Origin of the sequence: Thiobacillus sp. (genome assembly GCF_030696885.1) — a bacterium.
In the GTDB taxonomy this organism is placed as follows: domain Bacteria; phylum Pseudomonadota; class Gammaproteobacteria; order Burkholderiales; family Thiobacillaceae; genus Thiobacillus.
On the sequence record NZ_JAUYRI010000005.1, the window covers coordinates 172101 to 190145 of the forward strand.

The following is an 18045-nucleotide window of genomic DNA, read 5'->3' on the forward strand; positions in this document are numbered from 1 at the left end:
GCTAGCGCGTCGCCAGCACCCGTTTTTGCGTACCTGGCCAGCAATCATCGCGGATCTGGCCGGTCTCGAATTCGGCGCGGCCCGCCTTGTCGACATCTTTGCTGTAGAGCACGAAGTTGAGGATGAAGGCGTGGTCCATGTAGGCGCGGCCGAGATAGAGGCCGGGCCGCACCATGCGGATTTCGTCGCGCACCTTGAGGCCACGTCGTCCGGCGAGGAAATCCGGGTTTTCGCGGTAGCCGGCGATTTCGTCGGTGAAGGCGTAGTCGATGATGATCGATTCGCGGCGCGAATCGATCAGGCTTTGCCCGCAATAGAGCTTGGCCGGGAAAAGCAGCCAGGCGTCGCGGCCGTCGACGTCGATCTTGGGGATGTCGCCTGGACCGATCACCGGGCGCAGCACAGCCAGGTCCTGAATGCGGTTGCGCAGCACTTTCTGCTCGCGGTAGAACACCTTGCCCTTCCACAGCGTCTCGCCCGCGGTCTCGAGCATTTTTCCCTTGAAGTTCACCCCGAGGCCCTTGAGGCCGCCGACGATTTCGGCCGCGCGCAGCTTGCCCGAGCTGCCGCGCGGAAACACGATCTGGCCGTCGAACGGGCCGTCCGGAATCGGCCCCGAGCCGAGTCGCGCATACAGCTGGTCGAGCTCTTCCTGGTTCAGGCCGGTGAGGTATTTGGGCGTGATCCGGGCCAGTTCCGCGAGCGGGATCGGGTGGGCGTATTCGACCTGGGCGAAGTCGGGCTTGCTGGCGTAGTCGTCGCCAGCGGGAGCGAAGGCAATGTTGGGCTTGTTGCCGAACCAGTCGTTGAATTTGTCGCAGCCCGACAGTGGCAGCATCAGTGCGGTGGCGAGCAGTAGCAGGCGTGTGTTCATGATGGGCTCCTTTACAGCGTCGCCAGGAAGGCGATCAGGGCGTTCTTGTCGGCGTCGGACAGGTCTTCGCCGAAGCGGTGGCCGTCGTTTTCGATTTCCGCGGTGCACGAGGAATAGACCTGCCACAGCGCCGGGGTGCGGGCGCGCGCCGCCTTTACCACGTCGATCAGACGGTCGGGGTCGGAGACGATGGCCTTGCCGATGGACTGCATTTCGGCGGCGAGTTTGCCGGCCTCGTCCGCAGGCAGCACGGTGGCGAGCCGCGCCTCGAGTTCCTTGGGCTTGAGCCGGGCGCGTATCAGATCGACGATGAAATCCTTGTGACGGAAGTTGCCGACGTTGCCCGCGGTGGCGCCGGCCGGCACCCGCACGGTGAAGCCGATCAGGCGTTTTTCTTCCTTGCCGTCGAAGATGCGCGGGCCGATGTCGAGCACGATGTCCTCGTCGACCTTGGTCGCCTTGGGGATGCGCTTGGCGGGATTCAGCAGATCCTGCATCGAGGCGACATAGAGCTGGAAGCGGCCGTCGACCGAGGGGTCGTAGGTCCAGCACGCCGGCTGTTTGTCCTTCGCCAGCGGCGGATTGCCGGGCAGGCTGGTGTCGACGTAGCTGGACCGGTAGAGCTCGTTGGGATTCGACGGGTCGCCGCCCCAGCCGCACAGTTCGGGGCCGACCGCGTTGTTGTGCATGAAGGGCGCGTGCGCCCACAGGTTCAACAGCGAGACGTTGCGGTAGTAGCCGCGCCCGCCATCGTGCGGCTCGAGCAGGCCGGATACAGTCGGCCGTGCGTGGTAGTCCTCGTTGGCGAATTCCTCCCAGACGTGACCGCGCCGATGGTTGGAATGCAGCGAACGGCAACGGTAGGTACCGACTTCGGTGACCGGGATGGGCACGTCGTTGCCGAGCCAGTCGGCGCGCAGGCCACTCTTGCTGTCGAGGGCGCGGAAGTCGACGGTCTCGAACGGCGCCTTGCCGCTGGCATGGCAGCGCGCGCAGTTGGCGACGAATACCTGCTGGCCGCGCGACACCGCATCCCTGCCGAATTCGCGTTCGAGGTCGCGCACCAGCTCGGTTTCGCCGTATTCAGTCTCCAACTGGTTGGCGCGCGCCTCGACGAGGTCGCGTGACTGGCCTTCGGGCGCGGTGAGGAAGAAATCGAGCAGGTTCTGCAGGCGGTCTTCCACTGCGCGGAAATTGGGACAATCGCGTCGGCACTGGCCGATGTCGAACGGCGTCTGGCCGAAGTTGCGCGCCTTCGGGTCGAGCTGGCGCAGGTCAGTCAGGTGGTTGAGCCAGCACTGCTCGGCGCACGAGCCGATATTGAAATACACGCGCTGGATCGCGCCGAGCGCACCAATCGAATCGCCGCCGCCCTTGAGGATGTGGTGGACGGTTTCGGTCTTGACGCTTTTTTCCCAGCATTTGCCGGGCTTGCCGGGTTCGCACCAGCAGCTCGATTCCTTCGCGCCCGGCGGGCAGGCCGCGGCCTTGCGCCAGCGGTTGACCTTTTCGCCCGGGAACACCGGCCGCTGCGCGGTGTTGATCAGCGCGTTGATGGTGCCGGCGTTGTTGACCTGGTCGTTGGGAATCGCCGAGGTGTCGGAGGTGCCGGGGCGCGCATGCGAAAAAATCTGCCACAGCAGGTCGTTGCGCGGCATGCCGGAAATCAGCACCTCGGAGACGCGGATGTACTGGTTGCCGACCAGGCCCGAGAGGTTTTCCCATTTCGGATGCGCGGGGTCGAGCGGCGGCTTGGCCGGGTTGAAAGCGACGTGGCACGACGCGCACGAAGTGCCGATCAGGAAGGGGGGTTCGATCGAGGCATCGGCCAGCTTGCGCACCTTGTGGTCGGCGCGTGCAGGGTCGTTGGAGAGCTTGCGGTTGTAGCCTTCCCAGCTGCCGAGGCCGCCGTTGACCTGTTTCCATGCCGCCGCATCGAAACGCGGGTTGGGAAACTTGCGGAAGCCGAGCGCGCCGGTGGAGGTGCCGAACGCCAGATGGCAGCTGTCCTCGCGCCCCTGCTGGTGGCCGTCGGGGTCGCCCGGATCGGTGGCAGCGTCCTTGAAGTCGCAGGCGGGGTCGCGGTAGCCGGGTTTGCCGACGAACTTCAGCAGGGTGTCGTCGCCGGGGCACCAGTCGAAGCCATAGGTTTCCTCGTAGCTTTTGGCCGGACAACCGTCCGAGCCTGGGGTGCAACAGCCGGGGTCGTTGATCAGCCCCCAGGTCCGGAAGCGGGTGTCGCGAGCGTCGCCGCGCAGCACGCCAAACCAGTCGATCAGCGCGGTCACGCGCTGCTGGAAACTGTAGGTGTGGAAGCGCGCATTGCCGGCGGTGGCCTTGAACCAGATTTCACGCCCGGCGCGCGCCGACGGCGTGAGGCCGGCATCGGCCTCGTGAAAGCCGGCGTCGGTATAGGGCGAGGCCGCATCAGGCAGCGCAGCGGCAAGCGGAGCGGGCTCGGCAGGTGCCAGCGCGTTTTGCGCCCTGTCCGCGGCGGGCGACGGGGTGGCGCGCGCAGCATCGGGTTGCTGCGCAAGCCAGGCGAACAGGACAAGGGTCGAGATGCTCAAGATGCCAACAAGCCAGGTCGATGCTTTCATGGGGCGCTCCTGTCAGCAGGACGGACGGTCCTGGAACGTAGTCGAGGGGGGTGTGTTTTCAAGCCAGTTCATCGCGTCGCTCGCGCAGGATTTCGCACATCCACGGCAACAGCGGCCCGCTGTCGCCGGCCAGTTCCTGGCGCTGCGTGGCCTCGATTAGCACCGCCTCGAATACCGCCTTGCCGGTGTGGTGTCCGAGCTTGCGGTAGCTCTCGAACTGCGATTCGTCGAACCACTGGTCCTGGGTCGATTCGTGTGGAAAGCCGGGGTGGGTGCACTTGTAGTTCAGCAGGTCGGCGGGTTCAGTGCCGGTGAGGTTGGGCTTGATGTAGATCAGGCAGGCTTCGGTCGGCGCGTCCGAACTGCCCGCGGGCGGTGGATAAATCACGCGGCCGACGGCCGAGTAGCCGTTCTCCAGGTCTTCGGCATGGACGTCGATGGTCACGCCGAAGTCGGCGTAGCACTTGCGGATGGCGTTGCCGAGGTCTTCGAAATGGCTCTTGCCGTCCTCGCCGGCGTCGATGACGACGATGCAGGTGCAGCGCCGGCGCACCAGTTCGTAGAGGCCGAGGTTCTCGAAGTGGCCGCCGTCGGACAGGTAGACGAACGGCGAATCATGATCGGTGTGGCCGAACAGTTCCTTCAGCAGATAGATGCCGCCAAACGGCGGGTCGTGTTTTTCCCAGTGGCGTTCGTTGGCCGGGTTGGGACTCCAGTGGCCGAGGCGGACATTGAACACGGTCATCAGGAACGTCAGCGCGGGCGAGCTGTGATAGCCCATGTTGGGACAGGCGGCGGCACCGGAAATCGCCATCGCCGACCCCATCCAGACGCCTTCCATGTAGGCGGACGTGGGTCGGTAGTGGCTGAGCAGCTGGCCCTTTTCATCGGGCAGCGTGAAGCTGTAGCCGGCCACCATGGGCGTGAAGGCGAACGCGGCGGCACGGCGTTCCTGCCACGCGAGCTGCTTGCCGGCGACCAGATTCATCGCGGTGTTGTGAATGGGATAGGGGCGCTGGCATTGCGGCTTGCCCAAGGGCGCGCTGCAGAGATCGGCCAGCTTGAGGTCGTCGCGCGGGTCGAATCCGGTGAAGGGATGCGGCGAGCGCACCTTGCAGCGCGAGGCGCCGAGATAGCAGCGCACCAGGCGCTGGCGGTAGAAGTGATAGATCGAGAACAGGTTGACGTCGACGCGCCAGGCCAGCGCGGCCGCGGCCACCAGGCTGCCGGCACACAGGATCGCCACCCAGACGATATCGGCGTGCTGGAAATTGGCCGACTCCTGGTAAAGCACGGTCATGAACTGCGTGGAGGTTCGGACATGTTCCTCACATCCGCTGCAGAACATCGGCAGCATCAGCAGCTGGTGCAGACCGAACGACAGCAGGCCGAGCAGACCGATGATGAAGACATACGGCATCGCCTGCGCGGCGAGGTCGCGCCAGTTTCTCTGGATGTCGTTGGCGGACTTCGGGCTCCGTCCCAGCAGCACGCCGGTTGCGGTCGACAGTATCCAGGCCACGCCGCCTGCGGCAACGAAAGCCTCCGGTGCCCAACGGAAGAAGGCGGGCGCGATGAAGACAATGCTGAACAGCGTCGCCCACACCAGCGAGACCAGCAGTACCCAGCCGCCGAGGCGCGACCACCATTCGCGCGAGTCGTGCGAGAAATAACGCCCCATCAGGCCGATGTGGCCGACCACGGTGAGCGAATAGAACTTCAGCAGCAGCGCGGTGGCCAGCGCCGACGCGATCCACGAGCCGCTGTAGCCCTGCCCGATGCGCCGGATGAACTCGGTCACTTCGGCAAACGCGGCCAGCAGCAGGCCGCCCAGCGCGCCTGCCAGCAGGGCGTAAGCGCCCATGGCGAGGACGCGGCCCGGGGTAAACCGTGGCTGGTCGTCCGTGCGGCGAACAAAAAACCGTCCCAGCGCCCACCCCAGCAGCCACGGCGGCACATAGACCAGCATGCCCCACACCACCCAGCCGCCGAGTGAAATCCGGTCCAGCTGTTCAGCGCCGGCGTAGAAACCATAGGCGACGAGCCAGGCTGACAGCATTGCGGGCAACACCACCAGCAGCAGCACGCCGGGCTGGCGCGTATGGAACGGCCGGCTTTTGAAGGCGCCGCGGCCGCCGAGGTTGAGTCCGATGAACACCATGGCGATGAAAATGCACACGATGCCGCCGCCAAACAGCGGCATCAGGCTGGCGTTCGCCGCGGGGTCGGGGCCTTCCCAGCCGGTGAGCCAGCGGGCAAACCACACCAGCAGGCGTGGCAGCAGCAGCACGCCGCTGAGGACCAGCAACAGCAGGACGAGGTTGAGATACAGGTTGCGCAGATAGGTGGCCACCGCGGTCAGCGTGTCGGCGGAAAAGAAACTGGCCCGCGGCGTGATGTAGTTGCTGTAGCTTCGCAGGAAGCGGATGGCGGAATGTTCGTTGCCGCCGGCGTGCAACAGGGGCTCGGCGTCCTCGACGCGGCCGTTGCATTTGAGATGAATGAAGGCCGACAGCCAGCCACCGATATAGCCGCCGCCCGAGACGCACGACAGGTAGTCGAACTGCCGCAGCAGCCTGAGCTCGGCCAGCGCCTGGATGATGCCCAGATTGAAGGTGGCGCTGCGGATGCCGCCGCCGGAAAACGCCAGTCCCGTCAGCGGCCGTTCGGGGCCGTCGTGGTGGCCGTCGGGTTCGCGGATGCGTGCGCGCTCCAGCGCATGGATCGTGTCCCAGTCGAGCGAAGTTGGCGTGTCAGCCATGATTGGTTTGGGCGCGCGAAGCGCCCGTCTGGCCCCTCCCCCTTGGTGGGGGAGGGTTCGGGATTAGCAGCGATTTGCCCGCTTGCGGGCTTAGTCGAATGGTTAGAGGTTCCATCAGAGGGCGGCTTCCAGGTATTTGCTGTGGCACCAGCCGACGATGTCCATCACGCCGTTGACCTCGCCGACGACATCGACCTCCCACCAGAGCCCCCGCTTGGCCAACACCTCGACCTCGGTTGCGGGTGGCAGCGGCGTGCCCGGCAGGGCCGAGAAGTCCGGGCCGGCGCCGCTCCGCACATAGAGCCGGGCGGTGGTGCGGTAGCGTTCTGCATGGTCGTCGCCGCGTCCCAAGAGGCGCGCGCGTACCGAATCGAGCGGGAAATCCGGACCCGGGTCGCGCTTGCGGCCGGGCGCGATGTCGTCGTGCCCCAGCACGTCGGCGAGGCCGTATTGGTTGACCAGGGCCATGCCGCATTCCAGCGTGGCTTCGATCTGCGCCGGGGTGTAGGCGTGCCAGCCGCAGGGCAGGGTGCCGGGCGGATCGTTGCGGTGGCAGCAGACGGTGACTTCACTGTCGGGGTAACTGCGGCGGGTGAGTGGGGAGACCCATTTGCCGCCGCTACGGATCAGGCAGCCGGCATTGTCGAGCTCGATGCCGATGCTGTGGCGGTTGAGCCCGGACAGGCTGCCCCAGCGCGACTGGCCGGCATGCCAGGCCTCACGGTTGAACGGCACCAGTTGGGTGATTGCGCCGTCGCGCGCGATGACCAGGTGGGCGGATACGCGGGATGCCGGGCTGCAGAACCAGGCGACGGTGCCGGCGACGCTGCTGCCGGCGGTGTAATGAAGGATCAGGAAGCGGGGGGAAATGCTGCTGCCGACATGCGGACTGGCGCGATAGGCCAGCGCCGATCCATCGTTCCGCGCCAGGCGGTGATTGCGTATTTTCATTGTGGTGTCCCCCGAACGGGTCACCACAACGCGGGGCGGGCAGACGAATCCGGTGTCCGGGGCGGCACGGTGACTGCCCCCACCTTAGGCCATGCTTTTACAGATTGATATACAACTTTAGTTGTAGATGGCGGGTTTAGGCGGGGCGGGCGGCAAAACACTGCGCGCCGTCGCGGGCCAGCAGGGCCGCGCCATACGCGGCTTCGGTGTGGGCGGCGCGCGCCACCGGCACCCCCAGCAAGCGCTGGCGAATCCGGGTCCAGACCGGATTGCGGGCGCCGCCGCCGGCGGTGTCGACCCGGCGCGCCGGCGTGGCGCCGAGTTCGGCCAGCAGGCGATAGCCGCGCGCCTCGATGCGGGCGAGGCTTTCCAGCAGGCCGTGCAGGAATTCGGCGTCATCGGGCGGGCGTGGCGTCAGGCGCGGCGCCAGCGTGGGATCGTTGACCGGGAAGCGCTCGCCGCTGCGCGGCAGCGGCAGATAGTCGAGCGGGCTGGCGACCGCGGGATCGATCTGTTCACTGAGTGCGGCCAACTGGCGGTCGTCGAAAAACTGCCGCAGCACCGCGCCGCCGGCATTGCTGGCGCCGCCGGCCAGCCAGCGCTCGCCGAACCAGTGGCTGTAGACGCCGTGTTCGGTCGATTCCACCCGGGTATCGGACAACAGCTTCAGCACCAGGGTGCTGCCGAGCGAGGTGACGGCGTCGCCGCTCCGGCTCACACCGGCCGCCAGGAAGGCGGCGATCGAATCGGTGGTGCCGGCGTGCACCATGCAGCCGGGATTCACGCCGAGATAGCGCGCGCGGGGCCGGGATACGGTGGCGAGCCGCGAGCCGGGCGGCACCGGCACCGGCAGGTAGTCGACGTCGGCCAGGTAGTCGACCCAGGCCGGCCACTTCAGCGCGTCGAGGTCGAGGCCCATCTTGAGGGCGTTGTGGTAGTCGCTCATGCCAACCCGGCCGGTCAAGAGTCCCGACAACCAGTCGGCCTGGTTGAGGTAGAGCCGCGCGCCGGTCAGGCCGAGTCGCTTTTTCAGCCACAGTACCTTGGCGAGGCCCGAGCTTGCTGCCGCGGCCGGGTGGCCCGGCGTGGCAGTTTTCGCGATCAGCGCAGCCTCTTCGACTGCGCGGTCGTCGTTGTAGAGCAGCGGCGGGTGGCGCGGCGCCAGTGTCTCGTCGCAGGCGAGCACGGTACCGGAGGTGCCGTCGAGCGCAATGTCCGAGAGTTGCGTGCGGATCGCCGGCGGCAACGCGGCGACCAGGTCCCACAGCGCCTCGCGCCAGATGCCGGCGCGTTCATATTCGGCCAGCGTACCGAAGTCGCGCGCGTCATCGGCAACGACCGCACCTTCGGCATCGATGACGCAACTGCGCGCGCCGCTGGTACCGAAGTCGATGCCGAGAAAAAACAAGGTTAGGACCTGTTAATGCTGCACGCCTGCGACGGGGCCGCTTCGGGATGTAGTCCGCGAAGCGAGAGGCCACGCAGGTGCGAAATCAGCATGATCAGCCACTTAGCCGCGAGTATTCGACTGGTGTTCGAATTGCGTGAGGTCGACGCGCGGGGCCGGCTTCCAGCCTTTCTTGTGGTGTTCGGCCACGACATTGGTAAAGATGCCGCCGCGCACATAGAACTTGGCGGTCAATCTCATAAACCGGGGCTTGGTCGCCTTGACCAGGTCGTCGAGGATGCGGTTGGTGACGTCTTCATGAAAATGCCCTTCCTCGCGGAAGCTCCACATGTAGAGCTTCAGGCTCTTCAGTTCGACGCAGCTTTTGTCGGGGATGTAGTCGAGGATCAGCGTGGCGAAATCCGGCTGTCCGGTCTTGGGGCAAAGACACGTGAATTCAGGGACTTCCATATGGATGTGAAAGTCACGTCCAACTTTGGGGTTGGGGAAGGTTTCCAGGATCTTGGCGGGCGTGGAGGGCATACGGGGCTCGGTGTAGAATGTGGCGAAAATCAGAACGCCGCTTGCCACCTGCATGCATTAAAAAAGCGGCGGCGCGTTCATCAGACGACACTTATTATAAAAGCTTAGGTCCGCTGTCTTGCGTTTAACCCACATCAAACTTGCCGGTTTCAAGAGTTTCGTCGATCCCACTGTCATCCCCGTCCCCGCGCAGCTGACCGGCGTCGTGGGGCCGAACGGCTGCGGCAAGTCGAACGTCATCGACGCGGTGCGGTGGGTACTCGGCGAATCGTCGGCCAAGCACCTGCGCGGCGAAACCATGCAGGATGTCATCTTCAACGGATCGGGCACGCGCAAGCCGGCGTCACGCGCGTCGGTCGAACTGGCGTTCAACAACGAGCTCGGCCGCGCCGCCGGCCAGTGGTCGCAATACGCCGAGATCTCGGTCAAGCGCGTGCTCGACCGCAGCGGCGACTCCACCTACTACATCAACAACATGCGGGTGCGGCGGCGCGACGTTGCCGACCTCTTTTTGGGCACCGGCGTCGGTGCGCGCGCCTACGCGATCATCGAGCAGGGCATGATTTCGCGCCTGATCGAGGCCAAGCCGGAAGAACTGCGCGGCTATCTGGAAGAGGCCGCAGGCGTGTCGAAGTACAAGGAGCGCCGCAAGGAAACCGAAGCCCGGCTGAAGGACGCGCGCGACAACATGAACCGCGTCGAGGACATCCAGCGCGAACTCAGGACTCAGGTCGAGAAGCTCACCGCGCAGGCCGAAGTCGCCCAGCACTACAAGCAGCTGCAGGCCGATCTGACGTTTTCCCAGCATCGCCTGTGGTTCGCCAGGAAGCACGACGCCGCCCAGCAGCGCGCGCGCATCGACAAGGATCTGGTCGAGGCACAGAACAAGCTGGAAGCCGAAACCGCGCGTCTGCGCCACATCGAATCCGAGCTCGAAACCGCGCGCCAGACCCAGTTCGCCGGGCAGGACACGCTCAATACCGCGCAGGCCACGTATTACCAGGCGCAGTCCGAAGTCGCGCGCATCGAGCAGACCATGGCGCACCAGAATGCCACCCGCGACCGGCTCTATCGTCAGGTGCAGGACCTGGGCACGCGGATGGAATCGCAACAGGCGCGCCGAGCCTCGACTGCGGACGCACTGAGCGAAGTCACCGCGCAGCAACCCGGGCTTGAGGCCGCGCTGACCGACGCCGAAGCCGCCGCGCGCCAGGCCACCGACAGCACGCTGCCGCAGAAGGAAGCCGCGCTGCGCGAGGCACAGCAAGGCGTGGGCGAGGCGCAGCGCGTGGTGTCGCAGCTCGATCAGTCGCGCCAGGTCGACGAAAACAGCCTCGGCCACACCAAGCGCCAGCTCGAACAACTGGACGCACGCCAGCGCCGGCTCGCGCAGGAACAGGCGCAGCTGCCGCGCCCGGATGCGGCCGGCCTGGCGCAGAAACAGGTCGAGCTCGAGTCGCTGGCGCAAACACTGGCCACCGCGCAGACCGGGCTGAAGGACGCCGAGACCGCGCTGCCCGAACTCGACGCCGCCCGTGCGCAGCACACGCGCGAGCTCGAAGCCGCACGCAAGACGCTGCACCAGACCGAAGCCGAACTCGCCGCGCTGAAGAAACTGCAGGAAAGCCTGAAGGCCGATGAGAAGCTCGGCGGCTGGTTGCGTCAGCGTGGTCTCGATAGCGCGCCGCGCCTGTGGGAAAAACTCTCCGTCGCCCCCGGCTGGGAAGCGGCGGTCGAAGCGGTGCTGCGTGAACGCCTGCAGGCGGTGGCCGCCGACGCTGCGCCCGACTGGTTCGCCGATGCGCCGCCGGCCCGGCTCACCGTATGGACCGGGCAGGGCACGGCAGCCGCGGCTGCGCCGGAATCGCTGTCAAGCAAGATCGACAGCGACGATGCCGCCGCCCACGCCGCGCTCGCCGACTGGCTTACCGGCGTCTACTGGGCCGACGACGCCGCTGCCGCACGCACCCGCGCGGCGAACCTCGCGCCCGGCGAATACGCGGTCACCCCCGAGGGCCACCTGTTCACCCGCCACAGCGTCACTTTCCACGGCCCGCACACGGCGGTCGAAGGCATCCTCGCGCGCGGGCGCGAACTCGAACGACTGGCCAGCGATGCGGTGCGTCTGCGCGACGAGGTGACCACGCTCGAAGCCGCCTACGCCGAGACGCAGCAGCGCTACATGGAGCGCCAGCGCGAGGTCCAGGCGCTGCGCGCGCAGACCGGCCAGACGCAGAGCCGCCACCACACCGCGCAGATGGAACTGCTGCGCCTGCAGCAGGCGGTGGAACGGGTGCAGAGCCGGGCCGCACAGATTGCCCAGGAACTCGACGAAGTCACGCGTCTGCAGACGGCCGAGCGCGCCACGCTCGACACGCTGGAAAATCGCCTCAAGGACTACCGAGCGCAAGGCGAAGTTGCCCGCGACGCGCTCTACGCGGCGCGCCAGACGCGCGACCAGGCCGACCGCGCGGTGTTCGAGGCGCGCGAACTGCAGCGCGCGGCCGAGCGGCGGCATCAGGAAGCCGGCTTCGCGCTGACCACCTGCACCAGCAAGATCAAGGAACTGGCCGACACCCTGGCGCGCATCGACCAGGAAATCGCCGACGATGAAACCCGTCTGGCGCAGGCGCGCGAAGAGCTGACGCGTCTGCCTGCCGATGCGCTGGACGCCGAACTGCAGCTCGCGCTGACCGCGCGGACCGAAGCCGAAACGGCGCTGGCCGCCGCGCGCGACGCGCTGGAAGGCCTGACCGCGCAGCTGCGCGGCCACGACGAAGCGCGCATGGCGTGCGAGCAGGGGCTCGATCCGCTGCGGCGCAGCATCGAGCAGCTGAAGCTGAAAGACCAGGAAGCGATGCTGATGCAGTCGCAGTTCGAACTGCAGCTGCGCGAGGCGGCGGCCGACGAGGCCAGCCTCGAATCGGGTCTGGCCGACAGTCCCAGGCCGTCGCAGTTGCAGAGCGAGATCAGCCGCCTGCAAAACGAGATCGCCGCGCTCGGCGCGGTCAACCTCGCCGCACTCGACGAACTGACCCAGGCGCAGGAACGCGCCGAATACCTCGCCGCACAATGCGCCGATCTATTGGAAGCAGTTACCACGCTGGAAGACGCGATTCGCCGCATCGACCAGGAGTCGCGCACGCGGCTGAAGGAGACCTTCGACACCGTCAACCAGCACATGGGCGAACTGTTCCCCAAGCTGTTCGGCGGCGGCCAGGCCCGGCTCATCCTCACCGGTGACGAGCTGCTGGACGCAGGCGTCCAGGTGTTTGCGCAGCCGCCCGGCAAGAAGAATGCCTCCATCCATCTGCTGTCCGGCGGCGAGAAGACGCTGACCGCGCTGTCGCTGGTGTTCGCCATGTTCAAGCTCAACCCGGCGCCGTTCTGCCTGCTCGACGAGGTCGACGCGCCGCTCGACGACGCCAACACCGAGCGCTACTGCAACCTGGTCAAGGCGATGTCCGACCACACCCAGTTCCTTTTCATCACCCACAACCGCGTCACCATGGAAATGGCCCAGCACCTCGCCGGCGTCACCATGCAGGAGCCGGGCGTGTCGCGCATTGTGGCGGTGGACGTGGAAGAGGCGGTGGGGATGGTCGAGGCGGCTTGAGCGTGCGCAAGCGCCCTGCCAAACTGCCAGGCAGTGGTTACATGAACACGATGAAGATTTCCCTGCCCGACGCTCTCAAGACCTTTGTCGACGAACAGGTCTCGCAACGCGGCTGCGGTACCCGCAGCGAATACGTGCGCGAACTGATCCGCAGGGATCAGGAATGCCGTCATTTACGCGGCCTGCTGCTTGAAGGGGCGGCCTCCGCGACGGCTGTCCCCGCAGATGCTGCATATTTCGAGGGGTTGCGTCGCCGCGTGAATGGACGCGCCGCGTGAATGTCTGGTCCTTCAACCCGCATGTAATTCAAGCGCAGGTCTGAACCCCCATGAGCGCCGATCTGCCCGGCCAGCTCGGCACAGTGGCGCGGGCGCATAAACACGCGGACGGAACCTGGAGCACGGCTTGATGCGTATTCACGCTGGACGTTAATCACGCAACGCGTTACGATTAAAACATGATCCAGTCGTTTCGCTGCCGCGACACCCAGGCACTGTTCGAGCGCAAGCGGGTGCCTCGCTTCGTCAACATCGAACGTGTCGCCCGGCGCAAGCTGGAACAACTGGAATGGACGGAGCGCATTGAGGATTTGCGCATTCCCCCGCAAAACCGTCTGGAAGCCTTGAAGGGCGGCCGCAAAGGACAATGGAGCATCCGCATCAACGACCAGTGGCGTGTGTGCTTCCGCTTTGAACCCGGACAGGCGCTGGATGTGGAAATTGTCGATTATCACTGAGGAGCTTGTGCGATGAAGAAACTCTCCCCGATTCATCCCGGCGAAATCCTGCTGGAGGAATTTCTGAAGCCGATGGGCCTCAGCCAGTATCGACTGGCCAAGGAAATCGGCGTGCCGCCGCAGCGCATCGGTGAAATCGTGGCTGGTCGCCGGTCGGTCACGGCTGATACCGATTTGCGGCTGTGCCGGTTCTTCGGTTTGTCCGAGGGCTACTGGCTGCGCGGCCAGGCGCGTTACGACATGGGAATGACGAAGGATGCGTTGGCTGACGAGCTGGATAAAATCCATCCTTGGTCACCTGATCGCGCTGCGGCCTGAGTGCCGTGGACGAAATCTTTCGTGGACAATCCCTTTTTGCTTTAATTGATTTGAATTCCCATGCTTGATATCCAGTTGCTGCGAAAAGACGCAGCCCTCGTAGCCGAGCGCCTGGCGGCGCGTGGTTTTGTGTTTAATACGGCGTACTTCGAAGAGCTCGAGGGCGCACGCAAGGTGTTCCAGACCCGCACGCAGGATGCGCAGAGCCGACGCAACACGCTGTCGAAACAGATCGGCATGTTGAAGGGCAAGGGCGAGGACACCACGGCAGTGATGGCCGAAGTGGCGGGACTGGGCGACGAACTGAAAGACCTCGAAACCCGCCTGGCCGAACTGCAAACTGAGCTCAACAAATTCCTGATGGATATTCCCAACCTGCCGCACGAATCGGTGGCGGACGGCAAGGACGAGACCGCCAACGTCGAAGTGAGCCGCTGGAGTACGCCGAGGGCTTTCGATTTCCCGGTACGTGACCACGTCGACCTCGGCGAAGGCCTGGGCCAGCTCGACTTCGCGGCGGCGGTCAAGATCACCGGCAGCCGCTTTTCCGTGATGAAGGGCCCGCTGGCACGGCTGCATCGCGCGCTCGCGCAGTTCATGCTCGACGTGCATACGGCGGAACACGGCTACACCGAAGTTTATGTGCCTTATCTGGTGAACGCCGATTCGATGCGCGGTACCGGCCAGTTGCCGAAGTTCGAGGAAGACCTGTTCCACGTCCCGCGCCATGCCGGTGAAGAGTGCACGGACGCCGACACGCTCTATCTGATTCCCACCGCCGAAGTGCCGGTGACCAACCTGCTGCGCGACGAGATCGTGGCCGCCGACGCGCTGCCGCTGAAGTTCGTCGCGCATACGCCGTGCTTCCGTTCCGAGGCTGGCTCCTACGGCCGCGACACCCGCGGCATGATTCGCCAGCATCAGTTCGACAAGGTGGAACTGGTGCAGATGGTGCGTCCGGAAGATTCCTACGCCGCGCTGGAAAGCTTGACTGCACATGCCGAAACCATTCTGCAGAAGCTCGGCCTGCCGTACCGCAAGATGGCTTTGTGCAGCGGCGACATGGGCTTTTCGTCGGCCAAGACCTACGACCTCGAAGTGTGGCTGCCGGCGCAGAACACTTACCGAGAAATTTCCTCGTGCTCCAACTTCGAGGCCTTCCAGGCGCGCCGCATGCAGGCGCGTTTCAAGGCTGGGCAGAGCAAGCCGGAACTGCTGCATACGCTGAATGGGTCGGGGCTGGCGGTGGGGCGCACGCTGGTGGCAATCCTGGAGAACTACCAGAACGCCGACGGCAGCGTGACCGTGCCCGAGGAGCTGCGTCCGTGGATGGGCGGCGCCGAAAAACTCACCAAACTCACGCCCGTCTGAACATGCTCAGCCCGGCGTGCCCAGCGCGTCCTCTTTGCTGCCCAGATTGATCAGCGGGTCGTAGGCCGGTTCGAGCCGCAACAGGATGTCGTAGTAGTTGCGGATGTTCTCGGCAAAGTGGAGCGCTTCGCCGCCGCGCGCGTAGCCGTATCGCGTGACGTTTGAATAGGTGCCGCGGCTCAGATAGGGCAGCGCTTCCTTGACGTCGGCCCAGCTGTCCGGATTGCCGCCGCGCGCCTGCGCAATTCGGCGCGCATCTTCCATGTGTCCCTGACCCTGGTTGTAGGCGGCCAGCGCCAGCCAGGTGCGGTCGGGTTCGGCGATGCGAGCCGGCAGCGCGTCTTTCATCAGGGCCAGATAGCGTGCGCCGCCGAGGATGCTCTGGCGGGGATCGAGACGGTTCGAAACACCCATTCGGTCAGCGGTTTGCCCGGTCAGCATCATCAGTCCGCGCACGCCGGTCGGCGAAGTCGCCAGCGGATTCCACTGCGACTCCTGATAACCGATCGCGGCCAGCAGACGCCAGTCGATGCCGGTCAGCGTCTGCGCTTCCTGGAAATGTCGGCGAAACTCGGGCAGGCGCAGCGGACGGCGCTGCAGGATGCCGAGGATGTCGCTGCTGTCGAGCCGCCTGACATGACCAAAATAACGTTCATGGATGCGTCGGATGGTGCCGTCCTTGCGCGCCTGTTCGACATAACGCGCGAGCGCATTGCGCATCGCCTGCGAACTGCGGGGCGGCAGCGCCCACACGATTTTTTGCGTGTCGCCGATATCGAATGCCACGCCGAGGTCGGGGTAGAGGCTGCGCATCGGATCGAAATCCATGCCGCTGATCACCACCGCGTCGTACTGGCCTGCCTGCAGTTGCGCCAGCAGTTCTTCCGGCCAGACGTTTTCCAGCGCTGCCCAGGAAATTCCCGGGTACTTGCGCTTTTGCCGCATCAGGACGGGGGTGTGACCGGAGCCGATGATCAGCGCCAGCCTCTTGTCTTCCAGTTCGGCCATGCTGCGCGGCCGCCGTTCGCGAGTGCGGTACACGATATGGATCGGCGTCTCGAACAGCACTGGGCCGGAGATCAGGTGGCGGTCCTTCACCACGGTTTGCGGCAGGATGGCGGCGACCAGGTGGATGTGGTTGCTGTCGAGCAGTTCGAACAGGGATTCGGGACGGTTCTTGATGGTCCAGTTCAGCGACCAGTTCTGCGAACGCGCGAAGGACTGGATCAGGTCATGCTCGAATCCGGCCGGCTCGCCATTGGCACCGATATAGTAGGAAGCCGGGCTGTTGCGGGTTCCTACCCACAATTCCCCCGTGACTTCGGGCGGCGGTACCGGGCGGCTGCAAGCGGCCAGTGCCAAATACAGCACCAGCACCAAGCCTCTTCCGATGTGCGCCGTTTTTCTTATGACCGGCATGAGCGCAGTCTGACCGAGAGTGAAATTTTCGTCCAGTGAGGCGCACGTCTCGGGTACAATACGCGCCGCCGGAGAGGTGGCAGAGTGGTCGAATGTACCTGACTCGAAATCAGGCGTAGGTGCAAGCCTACCGTGGGTTCGAATCCCACCCTCTCCGCCAATATTTATTAACCTACTGAAAATAAGTAACAAAATTCAGTAGGCCATCATGTGGGTGGTACAAAGAAGTGGTCCAAAGCTTATGGAGCGTTGGACCTGTGTACCCCGTCATATCTGTTCTCCCGCGGTGGAATCTTCTGTTTCCGCATCGCCATCCCTGCACGACTGCGTCCGGCCCTTTCTGGTCTAACGGAGTTTCGCTGCTCACTCTTTACCCAAGACTAAAAACAGTCCTGACGAAATCCTGGATTCTGTCGATACAAAGTCAGAGCATATTTGAACCTCCCCTCGGCCATCCCAATTCTTCTCGGCAGTCGATGTCCCGATCCTCCCCGGATTTCGGCCTGCCGGTTGCGGCAGGTGCGAAAAAGCCATCCCCGCATCGTGCTAGACTCCCGCAAAACCTGAGACAAGCATGGCCGAGGAGTCAGACCTTTCGCGTACCGAACCGGCAAGCCCGCGGCGCCTGCAAGAGGCGCGCAATGCGGGCGATGTGCCGCGTTCAGCCGAATTTGCCGCGTGGGCGGTCCTGCTGTCGGCGCTGGGCGCGCTGAGCTGGCTGGCGCCGCGCCTGTTGCAGTCCCTGCAATCCCTGCTCGAAGCGGCGTTCGCCCCGGGCGCCCATCCGCTTTCCCCGACTTTTCTCGAATCGCTCCAGACCGTGCTGTGGGTGCTGGTGCCCTTGCTGGCGGTCATTTTTGTCGCCGCGCTGGTAGCGCCAATGCTGCTCTCCGGCTGGGTCTATGCGCCGCAGCGCGCGCAGGCCGATTTGAGCCGGGTCCATCCTTTCAAACCGCTGGTCCGGCTGTTTTCTGCCGATGCCTGGTTCGATGGCGGGCTGGTGCTGCTGAAGCTCGCGCTGGTCGGGGCCGCGGTCGGCTGGGTGCTGACGGGCGAATGGCTCGCGCTGCATGGCCAGTCTGCCGACGCTATGCTGGCACCGGCCGCCGCATGGGTCGGGCGTGGCGTGCTGGCGCTGGCCGCGGCGCTGACGGTGATTGCCGCGCTGGATGCCGGTTGGCGCTGGTGGCGCTACCTGCGCCGCCATGCAATGACCTGGCAGGAGGTGCTGGCCGAGGCACGCGAAGCCGAGGGCAGCCCGGAAATGCGGGCGCAGATGCGTGAGCGCCAGCAGCAGTCGGGGCAGGGGGCGAACGCCGGGGCCATGGCGCGCCCTCACCCTAACCCTGATGAGACGACTGGCCAATCGACTAAGCCCGCGAGCGGGCAAGTCGCTGGTTATCTCCCTGGGGGAGAGGGGACAAACGCCAGGCCCACATCGATTAACGAGGTGATCGGGTGAACGGGCA

Annotated in this window: 14 protein-coding genes and 1 tRNA gene; 8 read left to right on the top strand and 7 right to left on the bottom strand. The window is 65.2% G+C overall.

The window, feature by feature from the left end:
* Window position 1: 1 nt before the first annotated feature.
* The 6 genes from Q8R61_RS01915 to queF all read right to left on the bottom strand — a co-directional run bounded on the left by Q8R61_RS01915 (window position 2) and on the right by queF (window position 9116).
* A complete protein-coding gene (locus Q8R61_RS01915) occupies window positions 2-874 on the bottom strand; it encodes a hypothetical protein (protein ID WP_305533636.1) in 873 nt (290 codons plus the stop codon).
* Between the two features lie 11 nt (window positions 875-885).
* Window positions 886-3474 (bottom strand): cytochrome c, encoded by a 2589-nt coding sequence (locus Q8R61_RS01920; protein ID WP_305533638.1) that lies wholly within the window; start codon window positions 3472-3474, stop codon window positions 886-888.
* Window positions 3475-3532: 58 nt separating this feature from the next.
* Window positions 3533-6235 (bottom strand): hypothetical protein, encoded by a 2703-nt coding sequence (locus Q8R61_RS01925; protein WP_305533640.1) that lies wholly within the window; start codon window positions 6233-6235, stop codon window positions 3533-3535.
* Between the two features lie 114 nt (window positions 6236-6349).
* Complete coding sequence (locus tag Q8R61_RS01930) at window positions 6350-7186, bottom strand: N-acetylmuramoyl-L-alanine amidase (RefSeq protein ID WP_305533642.1); 837 nt, start codon at window positions 7184-7186, stop codon at window positions 6350-6352.
* 136 nt (window positions 7187-7322) lie between these two features.
* Entirely contained in the window at window positions 7323-8594 is a 1272-nt protein-coding gene (locus tag Q8R61_RS01935) for an FGGY-family carbohydrate kinase (protein ID WP_305533644.1), read from the bottom strand.
* A gap of 102 nt (window positions 8595-8696) precedes the next feature.
* A complete protein-coding gene (gene queF / locus Q8R61_RS01940; protein WP_305533646.1) occupies window positions 8697-9116 on the bottom strand; it encodes a preQ(1) synthase in 420 nt (139 codons plus the stop codon).
* A 118-nt stretch (window positions 9117-9234) separates the two neighbouring features.
* Here queF and smc point away from each other — a divergent pair, with 118 nt between their 5' ends.
* The 5 genes from smc to serS all read left to right on the top strand — a co-directional run bounded on the left by smc (window position 9235) and on the right by serS (window position 15157).
* A complete protein-coding gene (gene smc, locus Q8R61_RS01945; protein ID WP_305533648.1) occupies window positions 9235-12732 on the top strand; it encodes a chromosome segregation protein SMC in 3498 nt (1165 codons plus the stop codon).
* Window positions 12733-12773: 41 nt separating this feature from the next.
* Window positions 12774-13010 carry a type II toxin-antitoxin system ParD family antitoxin gene (locus Q8R61_RS01950; RefSeq protein ID WP_305533650.1) on the top strand — a complete coding sequence of 79 codons (237 nt, stop codon included), beginning with the start codon at window positions 12774-12776 and terminating at the stop codon, window positions 13008-13010.
* Between the two features lie 179 nt (window positions 13011-13189).
* Entirely contained in the window at window positions 13190-13468 is a 279-nt protein-coding gene (locus Q8R61_RS01955) for a type II toxin-antitoxin system RelE/ParE family toxin (RefSeq protein WP_305533652.1), read from the top strand.
* Window positions 13469-13480: 12 nt separating this feature from the next.
* The gene (locus tag Q8R61_RS01960) at window positions 13481-13786 is read left to right on the top strand and encodes a HigA family addiction module antitoxin (RefSeq protein ID WP_305533654.1); all 306 of its coding nucleotides are present in this window, start codon (window positions 13481-13483) and stop codon (window positions 13784-13786) included.
* Between the two features lie 60 nt (window positions 13787-13846).
* Window positions 13847-15157: a serine--tRNA ligase gene (gene serS / locus Q8R61_RS01965; protein WP_305533656.1), complete on the top strand. Its 1311-nt coding sequence runs from the start codon at window positions 13847-13849 to the stop codon at window positions 15155-15157.
* Between the two features lie 6 nt (window positions 15158-15163).
* Here serS and mltF read toward each other — a convergent pair whose 3' ends face one another.
* Complete coding sequence (gene mltF, locus Q8R61_RS01970; RefSeq protein WP_305533658.1) at window positions 15164-16534, bottom strand: membrane-bound lytic murein transglycosylase MltF; 1371 nt, start codon at window positions 16532-16534, stop codon at window positions 15164-15166.
* 112 nt (window positions 16535-16646) lie between these two features.
* Between mltF and Q8R61_RS01975 the strand changes: the two genes are divergently transcribed.
* From Q8R61_RS01975 to Q8R61_RS01980, 3 genes are all read left to right on the top strand, one after another.
* Window positions 16647-16736 (top strand) — tRNA-Ser (locus Q8R61_RS01975).
* Between the two features lie 50 nt (window positions 16737-16786).
* Window positions 16787-16960, top strand: a complete 174-nt coding sequence (locus Q8R61_RS14920; RefSeq protein WP_371133536.1) for a DUF6538 domain-containing protein — start codon at window positions 16787-16789, stop codon at window positions 16958-16960.
* Between the two features lie 190 nt (window positions 16961-17150).
* A complete protein-coding gene (locus tag Q8R61_RS01980) occupies window positions 17151-18038 on the top strand; it encodes an EscU/YscU/HrcU family type III secretion system export apparatus switch protein (protein ID WP_305533660.1) in 888 nt (295 codons plus the stop codon).
* Window positions 18039-18045: the final 7 nt, after the last annotated feature.

Bases quoted from the DNA above. Each gene is read 5' to 3' on its own strand.
- Q8R61_RS01925 (WP_305533640.1), bottom strand. From the start codon at position 6,235: ATGGCTGACACGCCAACTTCGCTCGACTGGGACACGATCCATGCGCTG.
- Q8R61_RS01930 (WP_305533642.1), bottom strand. From the start codon at position 7,186: ATGAAAATACGCAATCACCGCCTGGCGCGGAACGATGGATCGGCGCTG.
- Q8R61_RS01920 (WP_305533638.1), bottom strand. From the start codon at position 3,474: ATGAAAGCATCGACCTGGCTTGTTGGCATCTTGAGCATCTCGACCCTT.
- queF (WP_305533646.1), bottom strand. From the start codon at position 9,116: ATGCCCTCCACGCCCGCCAAGATCCTGGAAACCTTCCCCAACCCCAAA.
- Q8R61_RS01955 (WP_305533652.1), top strand. From the start codon at position 13,190: ATGATCCAGTCGTTTCGCTGCCGCGACACCCAGGCACTGTTCGAGCGC.
- Q8R61_RS01950 (WP_305533650.1), top strand. From the start codon at position 12,774: ATGAACACGATGAAGATTTCCCTGCCCGACGCTCTCAAGACCTTTGTC.
- serS (WP_305533656.1), top strand. From the start codon at position 13,847: ATGCTTGATATCCAGTTGCTGCGAAAAGACGCAGCCCTCGTAGCCGAG.
- Q8R61_RS01915 (WP_305533636.1), bottom strand. From the start codon at position 874: ATGAACACACGCCTGCTACTGCTCGCCACCGCACTGATGCTGCCACTG.
- Q8R61_RS01960 (WP_305533654.1), top strand. From the start codon at position 13,481: ATGAAGAAACTCTCCCCGATTCATCCCGGCGAAATCCTGCTGGAGGAA.
- Q8R61_RS01980 (WP_305533660.1), top strand. From the start codon at position 17,151: ATGGCCGAGGAGTCAGACCTTTCGCGTACCGAACCGGCAAGCCCGCGG.